19 protein-coding genes are annotated in these 23,359 nt (G+C 46.1%); 13 read left to right on the top strand and 6 right to left on the bottom strand.

Features of this window, described 5'->3' with window-relative positions:
- Nucleotides 1–29 precede the first annotated feature (29 nt).
- From FHP88_RS16740 to FHP88_RS16695, 10 genes are all read left to right on the top strand, one after another.
- Nucleotides 30–1,469 (top strand): DegQ family serine endoprotease, encoded by a 1,440-nt coding sequence (locus FHP88_RS16740; RefSeq protein ID WP_144360247.1) that lies wholly within the window; start codon nucleotides 30–32, stop codon nucleotides 1,467–1,469.
- Between the two features lie 5 nt (nucleotides 1,470–1,474).
- The gene (locus FHP88_RS16735; protein ID WP_260843349.1) at nucleotides 1,475–1,729 is read left to right on the top strand and encodes a glutaredoxin family protein; all 255 of its coding nucleotides are present in this window, start codon (nucleotides 1,475–1,477) and stop codon (nucleotides 1,727–1,729) included.
- A 179-nt stretch (nucleotides 1,730–1,908) separates the two neighbouring features.
- Nucleotides 1,909–3,714, top strand: coding sequence for a translation elongation factor 4 (gene lepA / locus FHP88_RS16730; RefSeq protein ID WP_144360246.1), 1,806 nt, complete (start codon nucleotides 1,909–1,911; stop codon nucleotides 3,712–3,714).
- 50 nt (nucleotides 3,715–3,764) lie between these two features.
- Nucleotides 3,765–4,583, top strand: a complete 819-nt coding sequence (lepB, locus tag FHP88_RS16725) for a signal peptidase I (RefSeq protein ID WP_144360245.1) — start codon at nucleotides 3,765–3,767, stop codon at nucleotides 4,581–4,583.
- A gap of 44 nt (nucleotides 4,584–4,627) precedes the next feature.
- Complete coding sequence (locus tag FHP88_RS16720; RefSeq protein ID WP_186297766.1) at nucleotides 4,628–5,005, top strand: DUF4845 domain-containing protein; 378 nt, start codon at nucleotides 4,628–4,630, stop codon at nucleotides 5,003–5,005.
- The gene (gene rnc / locus FHP88_RS16715) at nucleotides 5,002–5,679 is read left to right on the top strand and encodes a ribonuclease III (protein ID WP_144360243.1); all 678 of its coding nucleotides are present in this window, start codon (nucleotides 5,002–5,004) and stop codon (nucleotides 5,677–5,679) included. Before FHP88_RS16720 ends, rnc begins: the two co-directional genes overlap by 4 nt.
- Nucleotides 5,672–6,571 (top strand): GTPase Era, encoded by a 900-nt coding sequence (era, locus tag FHP88_RS16710; RefSeq protein WP_144360242.1) that lies wholly within the window; start codon nucleotides 5,672–5,674, stop codon nucleotides 6,569–6,571. The genes rnc and era overlap by 8 nt, the downstream gene beginning before the upstream one ends.
- Nucleotides 6,568–7,284, top strand: coding sequence for a DNA repair protein RecO (recO, locus tag FHP88_RS16705; RefSeq protein WP_144360241.1), 717 nt, complete (start codon nucleotides 6,568–6,570; stop codon nucleotides 7,282–7,284). The genes era and recO overlap by 4 nt, the downstream gene beginning before the upstream one ends.
- Nucleotides 7,285–7,313: 29 nt before the next feature.
- The gene (gene pdxJ, locus FHP88_RS16700) at nucleotides 7,314–8,063 is read left to right on the top strand and encodes a pyridoxine 5'-phosphate synthase (RefSeq protein ID WP_144360240.1); all 750 of its coding nucleotides are present in this window, start codon (nucleotides 7,314–7,316) and stop codon (nucleotides 8,061–8,063) included.
- A gap of 145 nt (nucleotides 8,064–8,208) precedes the next feature.
- Entirely contained in the window at nucleotides 8,209–10,341 is a 2,133-nt protein-coding gene (locus tag FHP88_RS16695; protein ID WP_144360239.1) for an EAL domain-containing protein, read from the top strand.
- Between the two features lie 28 nt (nucleotides 10,342–10,369).
- Here the strand turns inward: FHP88_RS16695 and FHP88_RS16690 are convergent, their stop codons facing one another.
- Nucleotides 10,370–11,845: a cobyric acid synthase gene (locus FHP88_RS16690; protein ID WP_144360238.1), complete on the bottom strand. Its 1,476-nt coding sequence runs from the start codon at nucleotides 11,843–11,845 to the stop codon at nucleotides 10,370–10,372.
- Nucleotides 11,846–12,211: 366 nt separating this feature from the next.
- Here FHP88_RS16690 and FHP88_RS16685 point away from each other — a divergent pair, with 366 nt between their 5' ends.
- From FHP88_RS16685 to dsbB, 3 genes are all read left to right on the top strand, one after another.
- Nucleotides 12,212–13,312: a saccharopine dehydrogenase family protein gene (locus FHP88_RS16685; RefSeq protein ID WP_144360237.1), complete on the top strand. Its 1,101-nt coding sequence runs from the start codon at nucleotides 12,212–12,214 to the stop codon at nucleotides 13,310–13,312.
- Between the two features lie 21 nt (nucleotides 13,313–13,333).
- Nucleotides 13,334–14,878 carry an aldehyde dehydrogenase family protein gene (locus tag FHP88_RS16680; RefSeq protein WP_144360236.1) on the top strand — a complete coding sequence of 515 codons (1,545 nt, stop codon included), beginning with the start codon at nucleotides 13,334–13,336 and terminating at the stop codon, nucleotides 14,876–14,878.
- 111 nt (nucleotides 14,879–14,989) lie between these two features.
- Complete coding sequence (gene dsbB, locus FHP88_RS16675) at nucleotides 14,990–15,520, top strand: disulfide bond formation protein DsbB (RefSeq protein WP_144360235.1); 531 nt, start codon at nucleotides 14,990–14,992, stop codon at nucleotides 15,518–15,520.
- A gap of 135 nt (nucleotides 15,521–15,655) precedes the next feature.
- Here the strand turns inward: dsbB and FHP88_RS16670 are convergent, their stop codons facing one another.
- The 5 genes from FHP88_RS16670 to FHP88_RS16650 form a co-directional block, all read right to left on the bottom strand.
- Complete coding sequence (locus tag FHP88_RS16670) at nucleotides 15,656–16,543, bottom strand: MBL fold metallo-hydrolase (protein WP_144360234.1); 888 nt, start codon at nucleotides 16,541–16,543, stop codon at nucleotides 15,656–15,658.
- Between the two features lie 16 nt (nucleotides 16,544–16,559).
- Nucleotides 16,560–17,411, bottom strand: coding sequence for an HDOD domain-containing protein (locus tag FHP88_RS16665; RefSeq protein ID WP_144360233.1), 852 nt, complete (start codon nucleotides 17,409–17,411; stop codon nucleotides 16,560–16,562).
- A 38-nt stretch (nucleotides 17,412–17,449) separates the two neighbouring features.
- The gene (locus FHP88_RS16660) at nucleotides 17,450–20,233 is read right to left on the bottom strand and encodes an ATP-binding protein (RefSeq protein ID WP_144360232.1); all 2,784 of its coding nucleotides are present in this window, start codon (nucleotides 20,231–20,233) and stop codon (nucleotides 17,450–17,452) included.
- Nucleotides 20,230–21,237 (bottom strand): ABC transporter substrate-binding protein, encoded by a 1,008-nt coding sequence (locus FHP88_RS16655; RefSeq protein ID WP_144360231.1) that lies wholly within the window; start codon nucleotides 21,235–21,237, stop codon nucleotides 20,230–20,232. The genes FHP88_RS16660 and FHP88_RS16655 overlap by 4 nt, the downstream gene beginning before the upstream one ends.
- An 87-nt stretch (nucleotides 21,238–21,324) precedes the next feature.
- Nucleotides 21,325–23,325, bottom strand: coding sequence for a TonB-dependent receptor plug domain-containing protein (locus tag FHP88_RS16650; protein ID WP_144360230.1), 2,001 nt, complete (start codon nucleotides 23,323–23,325; stop codon nucleotides 21,325–21,327).
- Nucleotides 23,326–23,359: the final 34 nt, after the last annotated feature.

The raw sequence follows: 23,359 nt of genomic DNA, 5'->3' as shown, positions 1-23,359 counted from the left end.
ACATCTGTATCCAATTACAGGAGCAATCCATGAACGCCTTGTTGTCCAAGCGCCGCTTTACTTCACTCTTGATACTTCTACTGCTGTTAATTTCATCCGCTTTAGTGCAAGCCAGATCACTTCCAGACTTCACGGAATTAGTTGAGGCCAACAGCCCCTCTGTTGTCAATATCAGCACAAAACAGCACAAAACATCGAGCAACCGCCTCAATAAAGAGTTTCAAATACCCGAGCTTCCTGAGGGAAGTCCATTTAATGAATTTTTCCGCCATTTCTTCGGTGAAGGTTTAGGACAGCAGCAGGAGCCTCGTGAGTATGACGCGCGCTCATTAGGCTCGGGTTTTATTATCTCAGATGATGGTTACATCATGACCAATTTTCATGTGGTCAATGGTGCGGACGAAATATTGGTCCGACTCAGTGACCGCCGCGAATACATCGCCAAGGTGATTGGCATGGATAAAACCAGCGATGTTGCACTGTTAAAGATCGATGCCAAAGGATTGCCTGCGGCAAAAATTGGCACCACCAGCAAACTGAAAGTGGGTGAGTGGGTATTGGCTATCGGTTCACCCTTTGGATTTGATCACTCGGTCACGGCGGGGATAGTGAGTGCTAAAGGGCGTAGTCTGCCCAATGAAAATTATGTTCCCTTTATCCAAACCGATGTGGCCATCAATCCTGGTAACTCCGGTGGGCCTTTGTTTAATTTGGATGGAGAAGTGGTCGGTATCAATTCACAAATCTACAGTCGCACAGGTGGCTTCATGGGGCTTTCTTTTGCGATCCCAATTGAACTGGCGATGAACGTGGTTGATCAACTGAGGACGCGTGGTCATGTGACGCGAGGCTGGCTCGGGGTAATGATTCAGGATGTGACCCGCGAGTTGGCTGAATCTTTTGGTATGAAGCACCCTTATGGTGCCTTGGTTGCCCGTGTAATGCCGGATAGCCCTTCGGAAAAGGCCGGCATTGAGGCCGGGGATGTCATCTTGAAATTTAACGGTACCAGGCTGGAAAGCTCATCCATGTTGCAGCATCTGGTTGGTGCCAGTCGTGTTGACAAACCGGCTGAGATTGAGCTTCTGCGCAATGGCGAGCGTAAAACGGTATTCGTCAATATCGGTGAGTTGAAAGGGGACTTGGCCCAGGGTGATGCTGAGGCGCAGATAAAACAGAATGCGGAACCACTTGGAATGAATGTAGTCGATTTGACCAAAGACATCAGGGAGCAACACAAGCTTGAAGGTGTCAAAGGCGTCTTTGTCGAATCTGTCACGCCGGGAGCCGCAAAGAGTGCGGGAATTGAACCGGGCGATGTCATTCAGATGATTAACCGGATCCGAGTCTCTAATCTTGATGAATTCAAAGCCGCGATGAAAAGCCTACCCAAAGGCGGTAATATTGCGGTCCTTATTCATCGTCGTAATGCGAGTCGATTCATTGCACTGCAAGTACCCAAAGAGTAGGGCGTGTGAATCAACCGCTGGTTTTCTATTATCGTGACGGGTGCCACCTCTGTGAAGACATGTGGCACCAGTTGCGGGAGATCCAGGAGCAGCGATCTTTCGAGATAGTGTTGTCGGATGTGGACCATGATCCTGGGTTGATTGAACGCTTTGGAACACTGATCCCCGTCTTGGCCTCTGGTGAACAGATCATCTGTAATTACTACCTCGATCCAATCGCTTTGGAAAAATACTTGGACAGCCTAATGCCTAGCGGATGATGCTATTTGAGTAACGGGCATTCTGGGGTATCATGTAGCCTTCGTTATATCAGATGCACTCGTGGAATAAACAACGGAACTTTATTTAAAAAGTTCCGTTTTTTTAGTCAGTTACAAGACTTCCTTAAAGTATAATCTGCCATAACTCATTTCAGGGCACAGTGTGCAGTATTCTATTCATGACAGATCTTTCGCATATTCGTAATTTTTCCATCATCGCTCACATCGATCACGGTAAGTCGACCATCGCCGATCGGTTCATACACCTGTGTGGGGGGCTCACCGACCGCGAAATGTCCGCGCAGGTGCTTGATTCAATGGATATTGAGAAGGAGCGAGGGATCACCATCAAGGCACAGAGTGTAACCCTCAATTACAAGCACCCCAACGGCAAAACCTATCTACTCAATTTTATTGATACTCCAGGGCATGTCGATTTTTCCTACGAGGTATCACGCTCACTCGCGGCCTGTGAAGGTGCATTGTTGGTGGTGGATGCTGCCCAGGGTGTTGAGGCACAAAGCGTTGCCAACTGTTATACCGCCATTGAGCAAGGTCTCGAGGTATTGCCTGTACTGAATAAGATTGATCTGCCTGCGGCGGAACCAGAAAGAGTCATTACTGAGATTGAAGAGATTATTGGGCTTGATGCACATAATTCGATAAAGGTCAGTGCCAAAACAGGCGTCGGAATTCCTGAGCTGTTGGAGCAGTTGGTTGAGTTTGTTCCTCCGCCTCAGGGAGACGATACGAAACCGCTTCAGGCGTTGATTATTGACTCCTGGTTTGATTCCTATGTTGGTGTCATCTCTTTGATACGCGTAATGAACGGACGAATAAAGCCAAAAGACAAGATGCTAATCATGTCAACAGGCAGGTCTTTCCAGGTTGAAAAAGTCGGTGTATTTACCCCCAAACGTGAAAATCGACCGAGCTTGGGGCCCGGCGAGGTTGGTTTTGTTATTGCTGGTATCAAAGAGATTAACGGCGCTCCTGTAGGCGATACGCTCACCCTTGCTGATAATAAGGCCGCGACACAACTCCCAGGATTTGCAGAGATGCGCCCGCGGGTATTTTCTGGGCTCTATCCTGTCAGTTCTGATGATTATGAAAACTTTCGTGATGCTTTGCAGAAATTGAAGTTGAATGATGCCGCACTGCACTATGAACCAGAGACCTCCCAAGCGCTTGGGTTTGGATTCCGCTGTGGCTTTTTGGGTATGCTGCACATGGAAATTGTGCAAGAACGACTTGAGCGTGAGTATGATCTTGACCTGATTACTACGGCACCCACTGTTATCTATGAAGTAGAAAAGACAGACGGTACAGTGGTTATGGTGGATAATCCGGCCAATTTACCCGCACCAAACCATATTGCCGAGATACGCGAACCGATTATCGAGGCGCATATATTGGTACCGCAGGCTCATCTCGGGAACGTGATCACCCTCTGTATTGAAAAGCGCGGCATGCAAAAAAACCTCCAATATTTAGGTGGGCAGGTTCAGGCTACTTACGAATTACCGTTGAATGAGGTGGTACTCGATTTCTTCGATCGTTTGAAATCAGTCAGTCGCGGTTATGCATCGTTTGAATATGACTTCAAGCGTTTCCAGGTGGCCAATCTGGTTAAGCTTGATATCTTGATTAATGGTGAGCATGTGGATGCCTTGTCGCTTATTGTGCATCGGGATAACTGTGAAGCGCGTGGACGCGATATCACGGCGAAGATGAAAGAGCTGATCCCCAGACAGATGTTTGAAGTGGCTATTCAGGCCGCTATCGGCAGTAAGATTATCGCTAGAACAACGGTAAAAGCGCTTCGTAAGAACGTCATTGCAAAATGTTATGGGGGTGATATCACCCGCAAACGTAAATTGCTTGAGAAACAGAAAGCGGGTAAGAAACGGATGAAACAGGTAGGTCGGGTCGAAATCCCTCAAGATGCATTTCTTGCGGTGTTACGTGTTGGAAAAGACAATTAATCGACTCACTGGCCTACATTTAAGCAGCTTGTATCTGGTTGGAATAACCTATGAATTTTGATTTTCCACTTTTTCTTGTCATTGCGACCTTTATCACCGGGTTTATTTGGCTAATAGATGCCCTTTTTTTTGCCGCCAAACGTCAAATGCGGACGATTGATGGCGGAAAAACCAAAGAGCCATTATTGGTTGAATATTCACGGTCATTTTTTCCAGTAATATTGGCAGTATTGGTGTTGCGTTCATTTGTAGTGGAGCCATTTCGTATCCCTTCAGGGTCGATGATGCCAACGCTCCTGGTGGGTGACTTCATATTGGTGAACAAATTCTCATATGGCATTCGCCTGCCCGTACTCAATAAGAAAGTGATTGAGATTGATCTGCCCAAGCGGGGAGACGTTTTTGTCTTCAAATACCCGCAAAATCCGCGTGTAGACTATATTAAAAGGGTAATTGGTGTGCCCGGAGACGTCATCAGTTATGGGAATAAAACCCTTTATGTTAATGATGAGGCGCAGGCCCAGTCACATATCGAAGTCTATACAGGCGTAGGCAGCGGTGTCAGAGAGACTGGTGCATTGAAAAACAGCGAGCGTCTTGGCGATGTTGAACATGAGATCCTCATCAATCCCATGGCGCCCGATTTTGGATATGGTTGTCAGGTATTGATGCGTGGCCCCCTTACCGTACCAGAAGGCCACTACTTTGCTATGGGTGATAATCGGGATAACAGCAATGACAGCCGATGCTGGGGACTTGTCCCAGAGAATCTTTTGGTCGGCAAGGCGTTTGCCATCTGGATGAACTGGGACTCAAATCGACCCGATTTTCCCATTACTTGGGATCGCCTCGGGAATGGCATAAACTGATAATCACGGATAATCGAATAATCAAAAACAGATCAGGGGGAGAGATGAACGGATTACTGGCAAAACAGAAAGGGATGACCCTTACTGGTTGGATGACGGTGGTTGCTTTGGTGATATTTTTCGCACTTCTGGGAATGCGGATTATCCCCATTTATCTGGAAAATCTGACCGTCAAAGATGTGGTGGAAGCACTGGAAGAAGAACCGTTGATCACCAAGCGCTCAGCTCAAGAAGTGAAGAGCATGATCATGAAGCGGCTGGACATCAATGGGGTCTATGACCTTAAGAGTGAACACGTTACCGTCAAGAAGAGTCCTGGTGTAATGAAGATCGATATCACCTATACCGTACAGAAAAAGCTGGTTGGTAATATGGAACTTCTAATCTCTTTCTCTGAGCAAAAAGAGCTGATTTCAAATTGAGAGAGCCGTTAGAACGATTGAGCCGATCTATTGGTTATAGCTTCATTAACCAAGGGCTTGCAGAAACCGCATTAACGCATCGCAGTGCAGGCAGTATCAATAATGAGCGACTTGAGTTTCTTGGCGATGCCATACTGGGCTTCGTCATCGCTGATTATCTTTTTGCCAATTTCCCCGAAGCAGATGAAGGGGAGCTAAGCCGCCTACGCGCGGCCTTGGTTAAGGGGGATTCCTTGGCACAGATCGCCCGGCAATTGGCGCTAGGAAGTTATCTCAATTTGGGCCCTGGTGAACTTCGTAGCGGGGGACATTCGAGAGGGTCTATTCTGGCCGATGCCGTTGAGGCACTTTTTGCAGCCATATATCTTGATGGTGGTTATGAACGTGCTCGCGAGATTATTCTAAAGTTGTTTGATGAAAAACTGGCTGGTTTATCAAAAAAGTCTCAGCAAAAAGACCCGAAGACCCGATTGCAGGAGATTCTGCAAGCAAAGAAACACCAACTCCCCATTTACACAATCGTGAGCATTACTGGGGAGCAGCACGAACAGTGTTTTACTGTCAGTTGCGAAGTCGCTACGCTGAATTTACGCACTGAAGGTTTTGGTACGAGTAGAAGAAAGGCCGAGCAAGATGCGGCGAGTCAATTCCTGAGGCAACTTGATAATGTCTGAAAAACTGAACAGCCGTTGCGGTTATTGCGCGATTGTTGGAAGACCGAATGTTGGTAAATCTACACTGCTCAATCGGTTGATAGGGCAGAAGCTGGCGATAACCTCCCATAAGCCACAAACTACACGCCACAGTATACTCGGTGTAAAAACTACAGATGAAGGACAAATCATCTATGTAGATACTCCCGGTATTCACAAGCGGGGCGACCAGCCAATGAACCGCTATCTTAATCGCACAGCGAGATCCGCCTTGGCCGATGTCGATATGATTCTGTTTGTGGTCGAGGCCTTGCGTTGGAATGATGAAGATCAGGCAGTCTTAGATACCGTTTCCCGCTTGGATATTCCAGTGCTCTTGCTGGTCAATAAAATTGACACTGTGAAGAACAAGGAAGAGTTGCTGCCCTATCTAGAAGCCACTACCCATCGGTTTAATTTTAAGACTGTGATCCCGCTATCTGCACGCAAGGGCGACAATATTGAGCCTTTGGAAAAGCAGGTCATGGCCGCTTTGCCTGAAGGTATTCCCTATTTTCCAGAAGACCAGCTCACTGATCGATCAGAGCGTTTCTTTGCCGCAGAATTAGTGCGTGAGCAACTCACACAGCGTTATGCAAAAGAGATTCCTTATGCTCTCACGGTTGAGATAGAGAAGTTTGAGGAAGAGGGAAACCTGTACCGCATTCACGCCTTGATATGGGTTGAACGTGAGGGGCAGAAAAACATCATCATTGGTGCAAAGGGAGAAGCCTTAAAGGCTGTCGGCACCCAAGCAAGAAAAGAGATGGAAAAATTCTTCGATAAAAAAGTGTTTCTTCAGCTTTGGGTTAAAGTTAAAAAGAGCTGGTCCAGTGATGAAGGGGCACTGTCTCGGCTGGGTTATAGTGATTGAGCCATTCCAACGCGAACCTTTTTTCACCGGCCTTTCTGTTACACAGCAGAAATTATTCCAACAGTAGTCTACTCGTCGAGTGCTTCACTGAGAACCAGGGCCGCTTCCCTGCGATTGTGAAGGGTGTAAAAGGACGAGGAAAGTCACAATCATCATTGTTGCAGCCTTTTGTTCCACTGCAAATCTGTTGGAGTGGAAAAGGCGAGGTGAAGACCCTTACGCAATATGAAGCGGATGGTAAGATGCGCCATTTAGAAGGGAAGTCACTCTATTGTGGCTTTTATATGAATGAACTATTGATGCGTCTGTTACAACGGAATGATCCGCACGAACAACTTTTCCACACCTATACTGAACAAATACGCCAATTAACTGAAAATGGCATTGATGAGGCCAAACTGCGTTACTTTGAGCTCGATCTGCTGGATGAGTTGGGGTATGGCATAGCGCTTGACCAGGATATGGACAATCAAACTCCTGTAGATCCTCAAGGATATTATCACTTTATACCGGAAAGGGGTCTCGGGGCCTGTGCGGCTAAGAATGAGAATGCCATCTGTGGCCAAACGCTGCTATTATTACAATCGCGTAATCTGTTACTTCCTGAGCAGTTGCGCGAGGCCAGAAACTTACTTAGAGCGATACTAGGCTTCTACCTTGGTGATAAGCCGCTTAAAAGCAGAGAACTTTTTCGTTATTTCTACAATGGGTGATGGCGTCACGGGCTATCTCGATAAAAAACATGAATACAAGCAATCAGAAATTACTTGGTGTCAACATTGACCATATTGCCACACTGAGACAGCAACGGGGAACGCGCTATCCGGAACCTATACAAGCCGCTTTGATTGCTGAGCAGGCGGGGGCTGACCTGATTACCATTCATCTTCGGGAAGATAGACGGCATATACAGGATAGGGATGTGGATATGCTGATTGATATCCTCCAGACACGCATGAATCTGGAAATGGCGGCAACTCCTGAGATGCTATCGATTGCCAAGCGGGTATCGCCTTCCGATTGTTGTATTGTGCCAGAGCGCCGCGAAGAATTGACCACTGAAGGTGGGTTGGATGTCGTCGGTAATAAAGCGTATCTGCGTGATTTTTGTGCGGAACTTAAAGAGGCCGGTATTAAGGTATCACTGTTTATTGATGCCGACGAAAAGCAGTTGGAAGCATGTTGTGATATTGCGGTACCGGCTGTAGAGATCCACACAGGTCACTATGCCGATGCCAAGAGTAGCCAACAACGTGAAAGCGCATTGATTAAGATTCAGCAGGCGGTGGAATTTGGCTCGAATATCGGGCTACAAATCAATGCCGGTCACGGGATCGATTATCACAACATTATGCCCATTGCTGCCATACCCATGATAAAAGAGTTGAATATCGGACACTCGATTATTTCCCGGGCAGTAATAACAGGGTTGTCAGAGGCAGTAAAAGAGATGAAGCGTTTAATTGTATCCGCTGAAAGGATCACTGAATAAAGCAGAGTGTCAATCCGCATCATACTGGGTGCTCACTATTCGGGTGTCTGTTATTAAATTCAAGTAGAGACCATCGATATATCATGGAAGGTACTCGGGAAAGGACAAGGGAGGATGAGCTTGATACCTGGCTCTTGATGTTAGAGTGAAATCACTTGACCAACAGATCAGTGCATTCGTCAGAGAACCCATTGGACGATGGATCCTGATGGGTTTCCTTATTTGGACAGTCTTGGTTGGCTATTCGCTGAACTGGAACATTAGCAATCTGAAAAGCGAGACTGAGAAACTGGCCATCAGTGAAGCCAGATCCAATTGGAATAAGGATCAGGCGTTTCGTCATTGGGCCAGCAAGCACGGTGGTGTCTACGTCAGGCCCGATGAACGAACCCCTCCAAACCCCTACTTAGCACACCTGAAAGATAGAGATATTGTTACCACTGAAGGCATTCAACTCACTCTGATGAACCCGGCCTATATGCTCCGTCAAATGACTTCTGAATTTGAGGACAGTTACGGTATCAAGGGCAAAATTACCGGCAAGATAACTCTGAATCCGATCAATAAAGCGGATGAATGGGAAAGGTATGCGCTTGAGATTTTTGAAATGGAAAATCGCATCGAGATAATGGAACAGGCCACAATTGATGGCCAACCGTTCATGCGCTATATGAAACCGATGTATATGACGCAAGGTTGTGAAAAATGCCATGCTATTCTAGGCTTTAAGGAGGGAGACTTACGTGGTGGTGTGAGTGTTTCGATACCGATGACGCCCTATCTTGAAGCCTCTGCTGCAACAATCCAGTCTATGGTTATAACACACAGTGCTGTCTGGCTATTTGGCGTAGTGGGTCTACTCGGTTTTGGTGTGTATGCCTCCCATAGACAGTCTGAGCGAATAGGTCTGCTCGGAAAACTCGAACACAGTGCCCTCTATGACTCGCTAACAGAACTTCCCAATCGATTTCTTTTTATTGATCGCCTGCGTGTCGCGCTTGCCAAACAGAAAAGAGATAAAGCGCATCTCTATGCCGTCTGCTTCGTCGATTTGGACCGGTTTAAAAATCTTAATGACAGTTATGGACACTCTATTGGCGATGAATTACTCAAAGAGATGTCTGGTCGATTTAGAGCCATTCTTCGGCCAACAGATACGGTGGCCAGGATGGGAGGGGATGAATTTACCTTTCTGATTGATGATTTTTCAAAACCAGAAGAGGTGATTCTGATCGCCAATCGCATATTGGATGCCGTAAAGGTGCCCTTTGATGTGGGTGGATATCAACTCCAGATTGATGCCAGCATTGGTATTTGCTACGGTCACGCCAAATATAACGATTCGGAAGCGATACTACGGGATGCGGACATTGCCATGTACCGGGCGAAAGCACTGGGTAAGGGGCGAGTAGATATCTTTGAGCCGGAGATGCACGCACGGGTTGAAAAGACCACAAGGATCGAACATGATCTGAATACCGTGTTAACCCGTAATGAGCTGGAAATATATTACCAGCCCATCGTCAATCTTCAATCCATGACGATCGAGGGATTTGAGGCACTGCTCCGCTGGAAACACCCCGAGCTGGGTAATATACCCCCAGATGACTTTATCGGAATCGCAGAGGGTTCTGGCATCATTCATCATATTGGTCAGTGGGTGCTCTATAACGCGTGTGAGCAGATTGTTAAATGGAATAGGCTGTATGGTGGAGAAAGTGAATTTTTCATATCTGTCAATTTATCGGCTCGTCAGGTCAGCCACTCAAATATAATTCCTTTAATCCGCGACATGCTTGAGGGTGCTGCTTTCAACCCCGCGAAGTTACATCTTGAGGTTACCGAGACGCTGCTCATTACTGATCAAGAGACGGCAAAGAGGAATATGGCAGAACTCAAGCAACTGGGGGTGCAGTTAAGCGCCGATGATTTTGGCAAAGGTTATAGTTCGTTGACTTATCTGCAAAACTACAGTTTCAATTCAATGAAGATTGATAAAGAGTTTGTTCAGGATATGGAAACAGGAGGCAAGGGTAAACGATTAGTCAGCTCGCTCGTTCGATTGGCGAGAGATTTTGACCTGTCGGTTATTGCTGAAGGTGTTGAGAACGAACAGCAATTAAGGCACCTACAGACCTTTAGTTGTCACTATGGGCAAGGCTTTTATCTTTGTCCACCGTTGCCGTCAGAAGATATTGATGTGATATTAATAAAAGGCGGGCATCTGGATTTCCCAAAGCTCCAACTGTGTAACCCTTTTCTGAAAAATAAACAGTAAGTCACATAACAAGCCGGTTCTAAAATCATCACGAGTGGCGACCATGGGCAATGTCCAGGATCTTGGTAATGTCCAGATGTTCTTCGGCTGCGTCGGCCAGCCGGTTAAGATCAGCTTCTCTTAATGCCTGATAGTCAGGCGTATCAGGTTTCGTCAACCCGGCCCAAGCGAGTAGCGCATTACAAGCTGGCTGTGATTCAAACAGGCCGTGAAGATAGGTTCCGGCTACCTGCCGGTCATTACTCAGCGCTCCATCAATGGTTGTATCATCCAAGGTAACCAGTGGGCGGTCTAGTGCAGGCCCCCGACTGATGCCCATGTGGATTTCATAACCCTGCACAGAGGCGCAATCAAATGTGAGTGTTCCATTGACGAGTCGCAGCTGTTTCTCTTGCTCAAGCGTGGTGTCCATCGCCAATAACCCCAGCCCCTGGCTACTGCCGGGGGCACCTTCAATACCCTTTGGATCATGGATGTGTTGTCCCAGCATCTGAAATCCACCGCAGATTCCCAGAATCTTTCCTCCATAACGGAGATGTTGTTTGATGTGCTCTGCCCATCCACTCTGTTGTAGATAGGCAAGATCTGATCGGACGCTTTTCGAGCCGGGAATGACAATCAGATCGGCAGGGGGGATGGCCTTGTTAGGTCCAACCCAAATCACCTCAACCTGCGGATGGAGTGCGAGCGGGTCAAGGTCTGTATGATTGCTGGTACGCTGCAGCCAGGGTATGACCACACGCAAGGGTTTTTCAATTGTAGGCTTGATATCGGAATTGGTGAGGCTGTCTTCGGCCTCCAGGTGTAAACCTGGCAGATAGGGTAATACCCCCAGGACAGGTTTACCCGTGTGTGCTTCAAGCCAGTCCAAACCCGGTTTTAGGATGCTTAGATCACCACGAAATTTATTGATGACAAATCCAACGGTACGATTTTTTTCCGTTGTGGAAAGGAGATCCAGCGTGCCAACAAGATGGGCAAATACACCGCCCTTATCTATATCGGCTACCAGTAACACAGGACAGTCTGCCGCTTCTGCAAACCCCATGTTTGCCACATCGTTATCACGCAGATTGATTTCGGCTGGGCTACCAGCACCCTCGACAAGGATATATTCATATTGATCACAGAGTCGCTGGTGGGACTCTAAAATGGCTGGCATAACTCTTGGTTTGTATTCGTGGTACCCCCAGGCTTCCATGTTGTTTTGTGTCGGCTGTCCATGAACAATGACTTGGCAGCCAGTGTCGGTATTGGGCTTTAACAACACGGGATTCATATCGGTATGTGGTGCAAGACCGGCGGCCTGGGCTTGTACTGCTTGGGCGCGTCCTATCTCCCCGCCTTCTGCGGTAACGGCACTGTTGAGGGCCATGTTTTGGGGTTTAAATGGGGCAACAGAAAATCCCCTTCTATAGAGCACCCTGCAGAGCGCCGCTACGAGCGTACTTTTTCCTGCATCGGAGGTAGTGCCTTGCACCATCAGTGTTTTACATGGATTCATAGGATCTTGACTAATAGTAAAGTGTAGATTGATTAAGCGGCCTGGGTAGTTTGCACCTCCTTCTACACTATGTGGTGGACTCTTCATTGGCAACTCACCATAGGGCGGGCCGTGCCCGCCGACGGCGCCCATAGGGCGCCCTATGCCCCTAAGCTGAAATTAGCCATGGCTATTATGATGGGTAACACTACAACATCGCGTGGTCAGAGGAGCCAAGTGCCTACCCCGTTTGATTTATTGTGTTGATCGTCAGATGAAAAATTACCAACAAACTAAACGATGCAGGAGTGCTAAGCTTCAGGTTAGAGCGGATCAATAATATCACATCCTCAGAATGGAAAATCATTCAAAGAGACTGGAGGCGAGATGCGTAGGGTAGCCATTATTGGCGCAGGTAGAATTGGTGCATCTATTGCCAAGCTGTTACATAACAGCGGCGATTATACTATTTGTATCGCTGACCAGAGTCGGCATGTCCTTGATTCGGCAAATTTGGCGAAAACAATCTCAAAGTCAGAATTAACCGTTACTGACGTAGATGCCCTCCTGTTATACATCAAGGATTGCGAGGCCGTTATCTCGGCTTGTGGTTATGATGTGAATCCACTCATTGCTGAAGCGGCAGCAAAAGCAGGAATCAGTTATTTTGATCTGACCGAAGATATTGCGACTACACAGCGTATAAAGCAGATCGCTGGACAGGCTGTGCCTGGACAGATATTTGTTCCGCAATGTGGGTTGGCCCCCGGGTTTATCGGTATCTTGGGCTTCCATATGGCGCAACAATTTGATCAACTCGATCATTTGAAGCTACGCGTTGGCGCGCTTCCAGAATTTCCAACCAACAACCTTATGTATAATCTGACTTGGTCAACGCAAGGGTTAATCAATGAATATTGCAACCCGTGTCACGCCATTCGTGCAGGACAGTATGTCGAACTGACGCCACTTGAAGGGCTGGAGACTTTTTCACTGGATGGTGTCTCCTATGAGGCCTTTAATACGTCCGGCGGGTTGGGGACGCTCTATGAGACCCTGCAGGGTAATGTTTCAGATCTTACCTACAAGACCATCCGCTATAAAGGTCATCAATATCTGATGAACTTCCTCATAAACGATCTAAAGCTGGGTGAGCAGCGGGAATTGCTAAAACAGATCTTTGAAAAGGCATTGGCAGTGACGCGGCAGGACGTAGTACTGATACTTGTAACTGCAACCGGTATTATTGATGGTAAATTCATGCAGATAACAGACAGCAGAAAGGTATATCACGGTGATGTAGAGGGCGAACATTGGGGTGCCATTCAGAAAACAACCGCATCCAGTCTCTGCACCCTATTGGATCTCTATTTTGAGAAGAAACTGCCCGAGCGGGGTTATATCAAACAAGAGCAAGTCTGTTTTGATGACTTTATGGCCAACCGGTTTTCCCAATGCTACAAAACAGAGCAACAACATCGATCCTGACTTTTGATGAGATTAGGTGCAATGAATAATCAACTTATTGATCAGCTGGACATATATACTGACAAAAACGCTATAACAATGGCCGCAGTCATGGGCAGCAACAACCGACACGAAGGTGATGGCGATCCTTTGACGGTTCGCAGCCCGATTGATGGATCAGTGATAGGCCAGCTAAAAATGGCATCTGAGGTACAGGTTGAGCAGGCTATTGCGCATGCCAGGGAGGCCTTTCTGGTACTTCGCACCATTCCAGCACCTAAACGGGGTGAATTTATTCGAGAACTGGGAAACCGTTTCAGAAAGCAAAAACAGTTGCTCGCTGAACTTATTACACTGGAATGTGGAAAAATCCTCCAAGAGTCGCTCGGCGAAGTTCAAGAGGTGATTGATATTTGTGATTTTGCCGTGGGTCTATCGCGCCAACTACACGGTTTGACCATAGTGAGCGAACGACCTGATCATAGAATGATGGAGCAGTGGCTTCCACTCGGACCTGTTGCAGTGATCAGTGCCTTCAATTTTCCGATGGCCGTCTGGGCATGGAACGCTATGCTGGCAATTGTCTGTGGTGATAGCGTGATTTGGAAGCCTTCAGAGAAGACGCCACTTTGTGCATTGGCCTGCCAAAGCATTATTGATCAAACCTTGAAGGAATTTCCAGAAATGCCACAGGCACTTTCCCAAGTGGTTGTGGGTGATCATGTTGTTGGGGCTCAACTTACGCACGATACACGCATACCCTTGGTATCGGCTACTGGCTCAGTAGTTATGGGTAAAAAGGTTGCACAGGCCGTAGGTTCGAGACTAGGACGCTCACTCCTAGAACTGGGGGGCAATAATGGGATGATCGTTACACCCTCCGCTGATAAGGAATTAGCACTTAGGGCTATTGTATTTTCTGCTGTCGGGACCTGTGGTCAGCGCTGCACCTCGCTCAGACGCCTTATTGTTCATGACACTATTACTGATGATCTATTGGGGCGATTAGTGACAACCTATAGTCACCTGCCAATAGGTGATCCTATGGATGCGACTAAACTGGTCGGGCCGCTTATTGATGAGCAGGCATTTGAACTCATGCAGATAGCCATGCAGCAGGCTAAGCAGGCAGGTGGAAAGTTAATCTGTGGAGGAGAGCAGGTTACGATCGAGGGAAAAGAGGGTGGCTTTTATGTGGCACCGGCGATAATCGAGATTAATGCAGAAGCGGCTGTCATAAAGCGAGAGACATTTGCCCCGATTCTTTATGTCATCCGTTATCAGGACTTCAGTCAGGCGATCAGCATTCACAATGGAGTTCCTCAGGGCCTCTCCTCGGCAATATTTACAACAGACCTTCAGGAAGCCGAGCTGTTCCTCTCTGTTGTCGGATCTGATTGCGGATTGGCCAATGTGAATATTGGTACTTCAGGTGCGGAAATTGGTGGGGCATTTGGAGGAGAGAAGGAGACGGGCGGAGGACGAGAGTCGGGTAGCGATGCTTGGAAAAACTATATGCGCCGTACGACGAATACCATAAATTATGGGAATGATATCCCCTTGGCTCAAGGTATAACTTTTGGTTGATTAGGCCGTCGCTCAAACCCTTGTTATGTTAGGATAGCTGCCTATCGGAAAAATAATCAATTACTGTGTTTTGATTCGTATTAATCACTTTAACAAGTTTATTACTCATCCATGTTTAATTATCTGAAACGCATTGCTGTAACACGGACACCTTGGATACTACTGGCATCGACCGCATTAATGCTTGAGTTCGCTGCGCTTTTTTTTCAGTACCAGATGAAGTTGGACCCCTGTGTGCTGTGTGTCTACGAGCGCACCGCGGTTTTTGGTATTGTCATTGCGGGTCTGATTGCTGCACTTTATCCGGCGTCAATACTGCTGCGTTGGTTTGCCATGTTGCTATGGGGCGCCAGTGCCAGTTGGGGGTTGTTTCTTGCCTTGAAACACACCGGCATTCAACTGTTTCCATCGCCATCCAATACCTGTGATTTTGCGGCCAGTTATCCTGCTTGGGCAAAATTGGATGAATGGTTTCCCTGGCTTTTTCAGCCCACTGGATTTTGTGATGAGATTCAGTGGCAATTCTTCGGCTACACCATGCCGCAAACCATGATAGGTGTCTATACCGTCTATCTTGTTGTGTTAATAGCACTGCTGTTTTCTGAGCTGTTTGTTAAAAGACGCCTGCTCTTTAGAAGCTGAGTCAGGGCTGAGGGGTCGCAGTCAAATTTGACGGATATAGCCGTATTAACGATCCCGTGTTCATGAACAAACTTGACTTCGATCCCCCATAGAAATCAGCGTATGACACCACCTGCTTTGCGAAGCAGGAGACAGCTAGAGATGGATAGTTACCTTCTCTGTGGCGGGGGTTACTTGCATACCTGTTGGAATGCTGCCTTGACGCGTGAGTTGTTTAAAAATGGCGTCCAGTTGGTCATCTGTACGAGTGGGATCATGATGGGTGATATGAACCAGGGGTATCTCGGCTTTTTCGGCAAAATTGATACTGCTTTCAAAATAGCCGTGGCCCCATCCTACTTTATTCGCAAAATACTCCTCTTTTGTATATTGCGCATCAATAACAATACAGTTCACTCCCCGAATAAAATCAATGATATGAGACTCTCGTTGAATGATCAATTCCTGGTATTCGTCATACTCCTCATCTTCGGGCTTATAGATATTCAACGGTGTCTCATTGTCTCCGGTAAAGAAGAAGCGTTTCCCGTCGGCTTCAATCAGATAGCCAAAGTTGAGTACGGGATGATTCAATAAAATAGAGGTGACAGTGGCTGAACCGACTTGTATTGTATCTCCTTCCTTGAGAGAGGTATAACTGAGGGTCGCTTTTAATTCATTTTCACGAATTGGGAAATAACAATATTCCATCTGCTGTGCAAGTATGGTGCGTAAATCCTTCATATACACGGGATCAAACGCTCCATAAAAATCAACTTTATTACCGGGTACAAACAGGGGGGTAAAGAAAGGCAGTCCCTGAATATGATCCCAGTGGGTATGTGTAATGAAGATTGAGCATTGCAGTGGTAGCGAGTTCATCATATCCAGGCCGAGCTGTCTTATGCCTGTGCCACCATCCAATATTATCCTATCGCCATTGTCTGTTATGACATCAATGCATGTCGTATTACCGCCATATCGTACAGTGTCAGGCCCAGGCGAAGGTATTGAGCCACGTACACCATAGAAAGTTATCTGCATGCCGGTTCCTCAATATTCATAGTGCCATGAAAGCCTTGATTCGTTGCATCTCTTCTTCGAAATCAGGAAGTGTATCTATAACTAATTCTACCGGCATTCCCAGCCAATCCTGGGTTATTTCAGGGATTATTTCAACAGCAGAAATTCGCGCAGCATCATCTTGCATCATTTTACTCAACTGATTTGCGATGAATACTGAATTTTCCATGTAGGTAGGGTTTTCTAACTGATCCATCCGATGATGATTGCGGATACAGTCTACTAACGCTGGTGGGAATTGCCATTTTTCAACGAGCAAGGCACTGGCGTCTGCGTGATTGAAATCAAGCTTGGTCTGCTCGGCAATATGCAAGGGAATATTCTCTGATCGGGCGAGATCAATCGCTTGCTTATACTCTTCCTTGACTAATTGAGCAGTCAGGATTACACCGATATCGTGCAATAAACCGGCGATATAGAAATTAATCAACTCATTTTCGGCGACACCTTTCGAGCGGCCAATAAGCTTAGCAAGTACAGCTGTAGTTAAACTGTGTGTCAGAAAGTCTGTCCGGCTGATTCCTGCCTGGGCTACTTTCGGTAGGATCCCAATGGTTGTAATGGCAATGGCAATATTTTTTATGGTGTTACTACCGACATAAACAACGGAATGCTTTATTGATGTAATTTTTTTGGATAGTCCAAAGTAGGCAGAATTAACAAGTTTTAAAACTTTTAAGGTTATTATTGGGTCTCGCTCAATAACGGAAACGAGTTCAGGTGTAGAGTAATTGATGTCAGCACAGATCTCCATGACACGTTGAGCACTTTGCGGAAAAGTCGGCATCTGATCAACGAGCTTTTCAAGTTTATCCTGATCTACACCCATGTTGTATCTCTGTGGCTCATTGATCCCTGATTGCGGTATTATATGTCTATAGATCTTTCCAGCATGAGAAGCTGGTCACTGCACGTTTCAACAGATTGAAGCGCGTTAAGAATATCAGATGCATTTTCATTTTCGGTAATATGTTCAAGGTTACTAACAGCGGCCCTTAAGGCAGGGACACCACATACTGCACAGGCACCGTGTAGTCGATGTGCCACTTCACCGAGTGCCTTCCAGTTTTTATCCTCACAATGCTTGTTCATTAGCTCGATTTGTTTTGGAAGATCAGCTATAAAGCTGGAAAACATATCAATGGCAAGTTCTTTTCGCCCTCCTGTAATACGAAGAATATCATCCATATCTCTGATTGGGAGTTCAGTTTTTTCTTTGGGGGATTCTAGGCTATTGGTAAAATAGATGGTATTGGGCTGTTGTGTTCTGTTTTCTTTACTCAAGAGCGCAGTGATGGTAGTCCAGAGTTTTTTGTCATCCACAGGCTTAGTCAAATAGATATCAACACCTGTTGCGAGTAATTCATCTCTATGTTCAGGGATGATGTCTGCAGAGAGCGCGATTATGGGTGTATGGCCCTGTGAGGCCTCCATTTCTCGAATGCGTCGAGTAGCCTCTTTCCCATCCATAACCGGCATGTGAATATCAATAATAATAACGTCAGGCCTTTTATCAATATAGGCCTTAAGTACTTCAACGCCATTGATAGCTTCGACGATACTGGCGCCCGATGTAGCAAGTATTGTTGATATGAGTTTTAGGTTGATCGGATTATCATCAGCAATAATAAAATGCTTACCATGAAACGAAGGTATGACGTCATTGAGTAGAGGTGTAAATTCGGAATCGGGAAAATCTTCGTTTTCAAAAATATACTCGAGTGTACGTAATAAGACCGGTTGACTCACTGGCTTTGAGATACAAGGCGCCTGAACGAGATCGTGGATTGTATTAATGAGTGAAGAGTCAGAACTGCTGAGTAATACCAAAAGATGTCTAGGCTCCATCTTTCGGATGAGTGAAAGCTGGGTCGGGACGATACCGGACTTGATCTCTGATGCGGAGAATCCCACTATCACCAGATCCTGTTTTGAGATTAACTGTTGATCCAGGTGATCCCAGTTAGATTCCGCTATATTCATACCTAAGCTTTCGAGACGATGCATCATTGAAAGCTGTGATATCACATGCTGATCTATGATGACACATTGTTTTGAAAGATAAGGCGCTGGAGCAAGGGGTGGTGAGGCGTTGGAGATTTTTTGCAGCTCAAGACTGACACGGAAACAAGATCCTTTTCCTTCAACACTCTCCAGTGAGATTCTACCTTTCATTGATTCGGCGAGCTTTTTGCTGATGCTGAGTCCCAGGCCTGTTCCACCATAGGTCTTGCTGGTGTTTCTATTGCCTTGTTGGAAAGATGTAAATAAATCTTTCTGCGTATTGCTATTAATGCCGATTCCGGTATCCGTTACGGAGAATTGCAGTAGACAGCTCTCTTCTTTTTCATCTTCCAGCATAACGCGGACAACAATTTCTCCCTTGTGGGTAAACTTTATGGCGTTGCCAACGAGATTGACTAAGATCTGGCGAATACGTGTTTCATCACCTATCAACTCTTCTGGAACATCGGAGTAGATAAGCAGCACCAATTCAACCTGCCGTTCATGTGCAGCAGGTGCAAGAAGTGCAATAGGCTCCTCGAAGCAGGTATGTATATTCAGTGGTGCATATTCAGGCTCTAATTTACCATACTCGAGTTTAGAGAAATCCAATATAGTATTAATAATACTTAACAAACCTGTAGCTGACTTCTCAATGGTTTCAGCAAGTTCATGCTGTTCTCGTGTTAACTTTGTTTTCATGAGCAAGTTGGAAAAGCCAATTACCCCATTCATAGGCGTACGGATTTCATGACTCATATTGGCTAAAAATTCAGATTTAGCCTGGCTCGCCTTCAATGCCCTTTTACGTGCCAGATCAAGTTCCACATTCTGTATTTCTAAAGCTTCCATTGTCTGTGTAAGATCAGCCGTTGCTCGGTCAATTTGATGCTGAAGAATCTCTTGTGAATGCTTTAACTCTTTTGCCATGGCATTGAAGCCTTCTTCAAGGCTGCGTAGCTCACCCTTTGATTGCTCGGGCACTGTGACCGAGAAATCCCCATGCTTCATCCGTATAACAGACTGAGTCAGTTTCGACAGCGGTTGAGTGATCTTATGACTTAGGAACAGGGCAATGAAACCTGTCAGAATAAGACCTGTGATACTAATGAATAAACTGTTTCTAATGGAATTTTGTTGCTGGGTTAAGAGACGCGAACGATCCAGTTCCACATTAACGGTGCCGATTACAAGCGGAGCTAAATCTTCGGATGTTGAATCAAGTTGTTCAGGATAATCTGATATGTTTGCTGTCTGGAAACCACTCAATACTGAAGACGAAAAGAATGATGAATCTAATGAGTCGTGTGTTTGTGTGTGCTGACCCTGCATGACAGGATTGTTTACACTCACTATTATTTTTCCATTGGTATCGGCGACAACAATCGAGATAATGTCTCTTCGTTTAATAATGGCTCTAAGATTTACTGTCAGTGATTCTTTATCCCCACTGAAAATACCATATACACTGGCGGCAGCCACTTCATGCGCAATCGCTTTGCCGCGTTCCTCAAATGCAAGATCAAGATTATCAAGTTGAGCCGTGATCAGGTAGAGTGTTAATGACAACGCCATGATTGCTGCAGGTACTATTCCCAGCAGAAGGGCGCGTGTCTTTATTCTGGAGTGTCGATGTCTTCTGATCATTGTTTTGATTCACTGCGCATAAGTTGAATCAATTCCTGTTCTTCTGGAAGTGAAATGTTAAGAGAGCGCGCTACACTCCGATTTACCAGAACACTGAAATATTTCGGATACTCTGGATTCGGTAGTGTAGTGGCACCCGTGCTTAAGTATTGAGTGGCAAAGTCCGCGATATGCTTTGCGATATCATCGGGTGTTGAATAGACAGCAACTAAGGCGCCGGCTTTAACGTAGGCCGCTGAAAAGCCAATCACAGGCACCTTATTATGGTAGCTGGAAAGCAGTATGTTAAATATGGTACGGCGATTGAAAACAGTGGGATCAGGGAGAGCCAATAAGATATTACTCTCATCCAACAACTCCTTTAACTGGGGCCCTACCATCTCTTCGGAAGCTACTTTTCGGTAAGAGATGGCGATCTCTTGTTTAACCGCGGCAGGAAGATAATCATTCTCAAACGTTAGCGTATTTTGTCCGAGTAACAGTCCAATATGGGGTTCTTTATAGATCAGACGGGCAAGTTGTAGTTGCCTGCTCGGTGGCTGATCAAGATAAATTGTTGTCTGATTATTTGTACTGGAGGCGGTTATTTCGTCAGCTGAAGCCTTTGGGATCAGGGCGTGCAATGTGGGCAACCCTGTATTCATCTTCTTGATTACTTCACCGGCTTTTAGGCCAAGCGTTATAACCAATTTTGTATTGGCTGGTATGACGAGGCTATGCTCGTTTTCATCATAAGTCAGCAGAAAGAGCTTGTGATTAATACAGTTCGGTCTATTGTCAACGCAGAGTTGGTCAAATATTTCTTTCAGTGTTTCTGTGATCTCCGTATATACCTGCGCCTTTCCACTACTCAATATAACAATGTTGTTTGATGCTGCGATGACGATTGAGGGTGTGAAGAATACCGAGAATAGAGAGAGCAGGGCGCAGAAAACAATCCACCCCGCCTTCTTGAATTTAGGCAGCAGTATGTTGCTTATGTAGCTTATGTTGAGACAGGACATTTACAGATACCTGTCGCAGCTATTAATGCGAAACCTCGCATTAAACCTCCTTGTAAACCAATCATTCCAGTTATTTGATTGCCTCTATTAATGCCAGTTCAATCGAGCTTCAAGAAATACGCGGTCAGCCCAGACATTTTCTTGATGAAAATCCTGAAAATCATTGTCCGACCCTATATTCTGGAAAATCAGTGCTACCTCACCCTCCGTACGCTCAAATTCAAAAGGTTTTGCTATTTTAATGTCCCAGCGACGGTTAAGTGCCACATCATCGCCATCTCCTGCCCAACTGATATCATCCATATAATAATAGGCTGAACTGAGTTTGATGCCGTTATCAAACTGGTGGCTACCAAGGATGCTTGCCGTCAATTGGGGTACTCGCACATCGATAATTCTATAATCGATTGCACTAGTTGGAGGATACTTCTTGATCTGGTTGCCATAGGCATGTGTTAGGCTGTAGCCAATATGCAGCATGCTGCGGGGTGAAGGATCCCATTTGATGCCTATTTCAAACCCATTGATATTCAGGCTGCCGCTGTTTATGTACGCAAAAGGCTGTTGCGGCGCATTCAGATCCTTTACTTCCGCAATCATGTCCTTGATCTCTTCATGGAAGAGTTTCATGTCGAGCGTCAGACCCATATCTTGAAAATTACCGAGATAGCCTAGTTCAAAGGATTCGATATACTCTGGTCGAAGATTGGTTGTGGTTTTGTAGGTTTGTAGTATGGGTGTCATTGAACCGGTCAAAACCACTGACTGATCGGAGAAATCTTCCCAGAATGTAGGCATTCTATACGCGCGGGTGCCACTTAGACGAAGCGTATTCATCTCATCAAGCTTCAAGTTAAACGCCAATTTGGGTGAGAAGAACCCATCTTTCTGATCAAATTTTTCGTACATTCCGCCTACATTGAGAAGCAGGCTATTAGAAAGTCTCCACTCGAAGTTGCCAAAAGCCCGATACTGATCTCTTGTCATCCAGTCACTTCTTTTAAAGGTCCAGATCCCTTTTGCTTCATCACGTCTGGCTCCCAAACCCCAGACCATCCGCTGTGTCGGATTGAGATCAAGGGTATGTTGAAGCTCCAGGTCATAGCGTTGTGATTGAAAGCCATAACCAAGTGAGACATTCCATGGAAAGGTAACCGCATCGGAAAAGCTGTCATCAATTTCCTGGTAGTTATGGGAGAACTGAAGATAGAAATCACTGCCTGGAGATAGACTGCGGGTCCATCGCAGTTGCTGAAAAGAGTGGCTGTCTTCCGTAGCTCTAAAAGGCTGTTCAGGATCTGAGGGGAATCCATCTTCTCGGGTGCCTTTGTTAGCACCTAATTCAAACAACAATGCATCCTGGCTATTGATCTGATAGTCGCCCCTGAAGCCAATCCAGCGCGTATCGGAACTGTCATGCCGGTTATCAAATCCATCATTTTCATCGTATTTGAGGGCGATCCGGTATGCGAGGTTACCTTCACTTCCTGCAAAACGATTATAGATCTGTCGTCTGCCTCCATCTCCCACAACAGTTTTTACACGCAGTCCGTTTTGTTCTGCAGGGTGTTGTGTGATGATATTGATAACACCTGAAAAAGAGTTAGAGCCATGCGTACTGGCGTTTGGCCCTCGGATCACCTCTATCCTCTGGATATCATCAATATCCAACTCCTGGTCACTCCAGGTCACACCACCGAAAGCGGGATCATAGATTGATCGACCATCGATCAGCACCTGCATGTCCCTGGCAAAGCGATCTACATTGCCGTGGGATGAGACAGTGAATTTTGAGCCCGTGTAAAAACCGACCTGGAATCCTGGCACTAGCCTCAATAAATCGACCAGTTCGATCGCGCCGGAGGCCTCAATCATGGCCCGGTCAATCACGGTCACAGCTGAGGGTACATCAGGCAAAGGTTGCTTTAGTCGGGTTGCTGAAAGAACCACGGGAATATCACTGAAAAACAGCGCCTCATCGAGAAAAATGTTCGCGTCCTCTGCATGAGTGGAAAAGGCACTAAGCGCGCCTATTCCAACACCCCAAAACCATTTGGAGCGTCTTTGTACTGTTTTGTTATGCCTCATGATGCTTTTGTTTTGTTCTCTGTTTGTTATTGGT

This window comes from Sedimenticola selenatireducens, from assembly GCF_007625115.1.
Taxonomy (GTDB): Bacteria; Pseudomonadota; Gammaproteobacteria; order Chromatiales; family Chromatiaceae; genus Sedimenticola; species Sedimenticola selenatireducens_A.
Note: the sequence above shows the minus strand (reverse complement) of the source record. Positions and strands in the feature narration are given on the sequence as shown.

Coding starts and splice junctions, on each gene's coding strand:
- FHP88_RS16690 (WP_144360238.1), bottom strand. CDS start 11,845: ATGAATCCATGTAAAACACTGATGGTGCAAGGCACTACCTCCGATGCA.
- FHP88_RS16720 (WP_186297766.1), top strand. CDS start 4,628: ATGAACGGATTACTGGCAAAACAGAAAGGGATGACCCTTACTGGTTGG.
- FHP88_RS16650 (WP_144360230.1), bottom strand. CDS start 23,325: ATGAGGCATAACAAAACAGTACAAAGACGCTCCAAATGGTTTTGGGGT.
- era (WP_144360242.1), top strand. CDS start 5,672: ATGTCTGAAAAACTGAACAGCCGTTGCGGTTATTGCGCGATTGTTGGA.
- FHP88_RS16685 (WP_144360237.1), top strand. CDS start 12,212: ATGCGTAGGGTAGCCATTATTGGCGCAGGTAGAATTGGTGCATCTATT.
- FHP88_RS16655 (WP_144360231.1), bottom strand. CDS start 21,237: ATGTCCTGTCTCAACATAAGCTACATAAGCAACATACTGCTGCCTAAA.
- dsbB (WP_144360235.1), top strand. CDS start 14,990: ATGTTTAATTATCTGAAACGCATTGCTGTAACACGGACACCTTGGATA.
- FHP88_RS16740 (WP_144360247.1), top strand. CDS start 30: ATGAACGCCTTGTTGTCCAAGCGCCGCTTTACTTCACTCTTGATACTT.
- pdxJ (WP_144360240.1), top strand. CDS start 7,314: ATGAATACAAGCAATCAGAAATTACTTGGTGTCAACATTGACCATATT.
- FHP88_RS16665 (WP_144360233.1), bottom strand. CDS start 17,411: ATGGGTGTAGATCAGGATAAACTTGAAAAGCTCGTTGATCAGATGCCG.
- lepB (WP_144360245.1), top strand. CDS start 3,765: ATGAATTTTGATTTTCCACTTTTTCTTGTCATTGCGACCTTTATCACC.
- FHP88_RS16680 (WP_144360236.1), top strand. CDS start 13,334: ATGAATAATCAACTTATTGATCAGCTGGACATATATACTGACAAAAAC.
- lepA (WP_144360246.1), top strand. CDS start 1,909: ATGACAGATCTTTCGCATATTCGTAATTTTTCCATCATCGCTCACATC.
- FHP88_RS16660 (WP_144360232.1), bottom strand. CDS start 20,233: ATGATCAGAAGACATCGACACTCCAGAATAAAGACACGCGCCCTTCTG.
- FHP88_RS16670 (WP_144360234.1), bottom strand. CDS start 16,543: ATGCAGATAACTTTCTATGGTGTACGTGGCTCAATACCTTCGCCTGGG.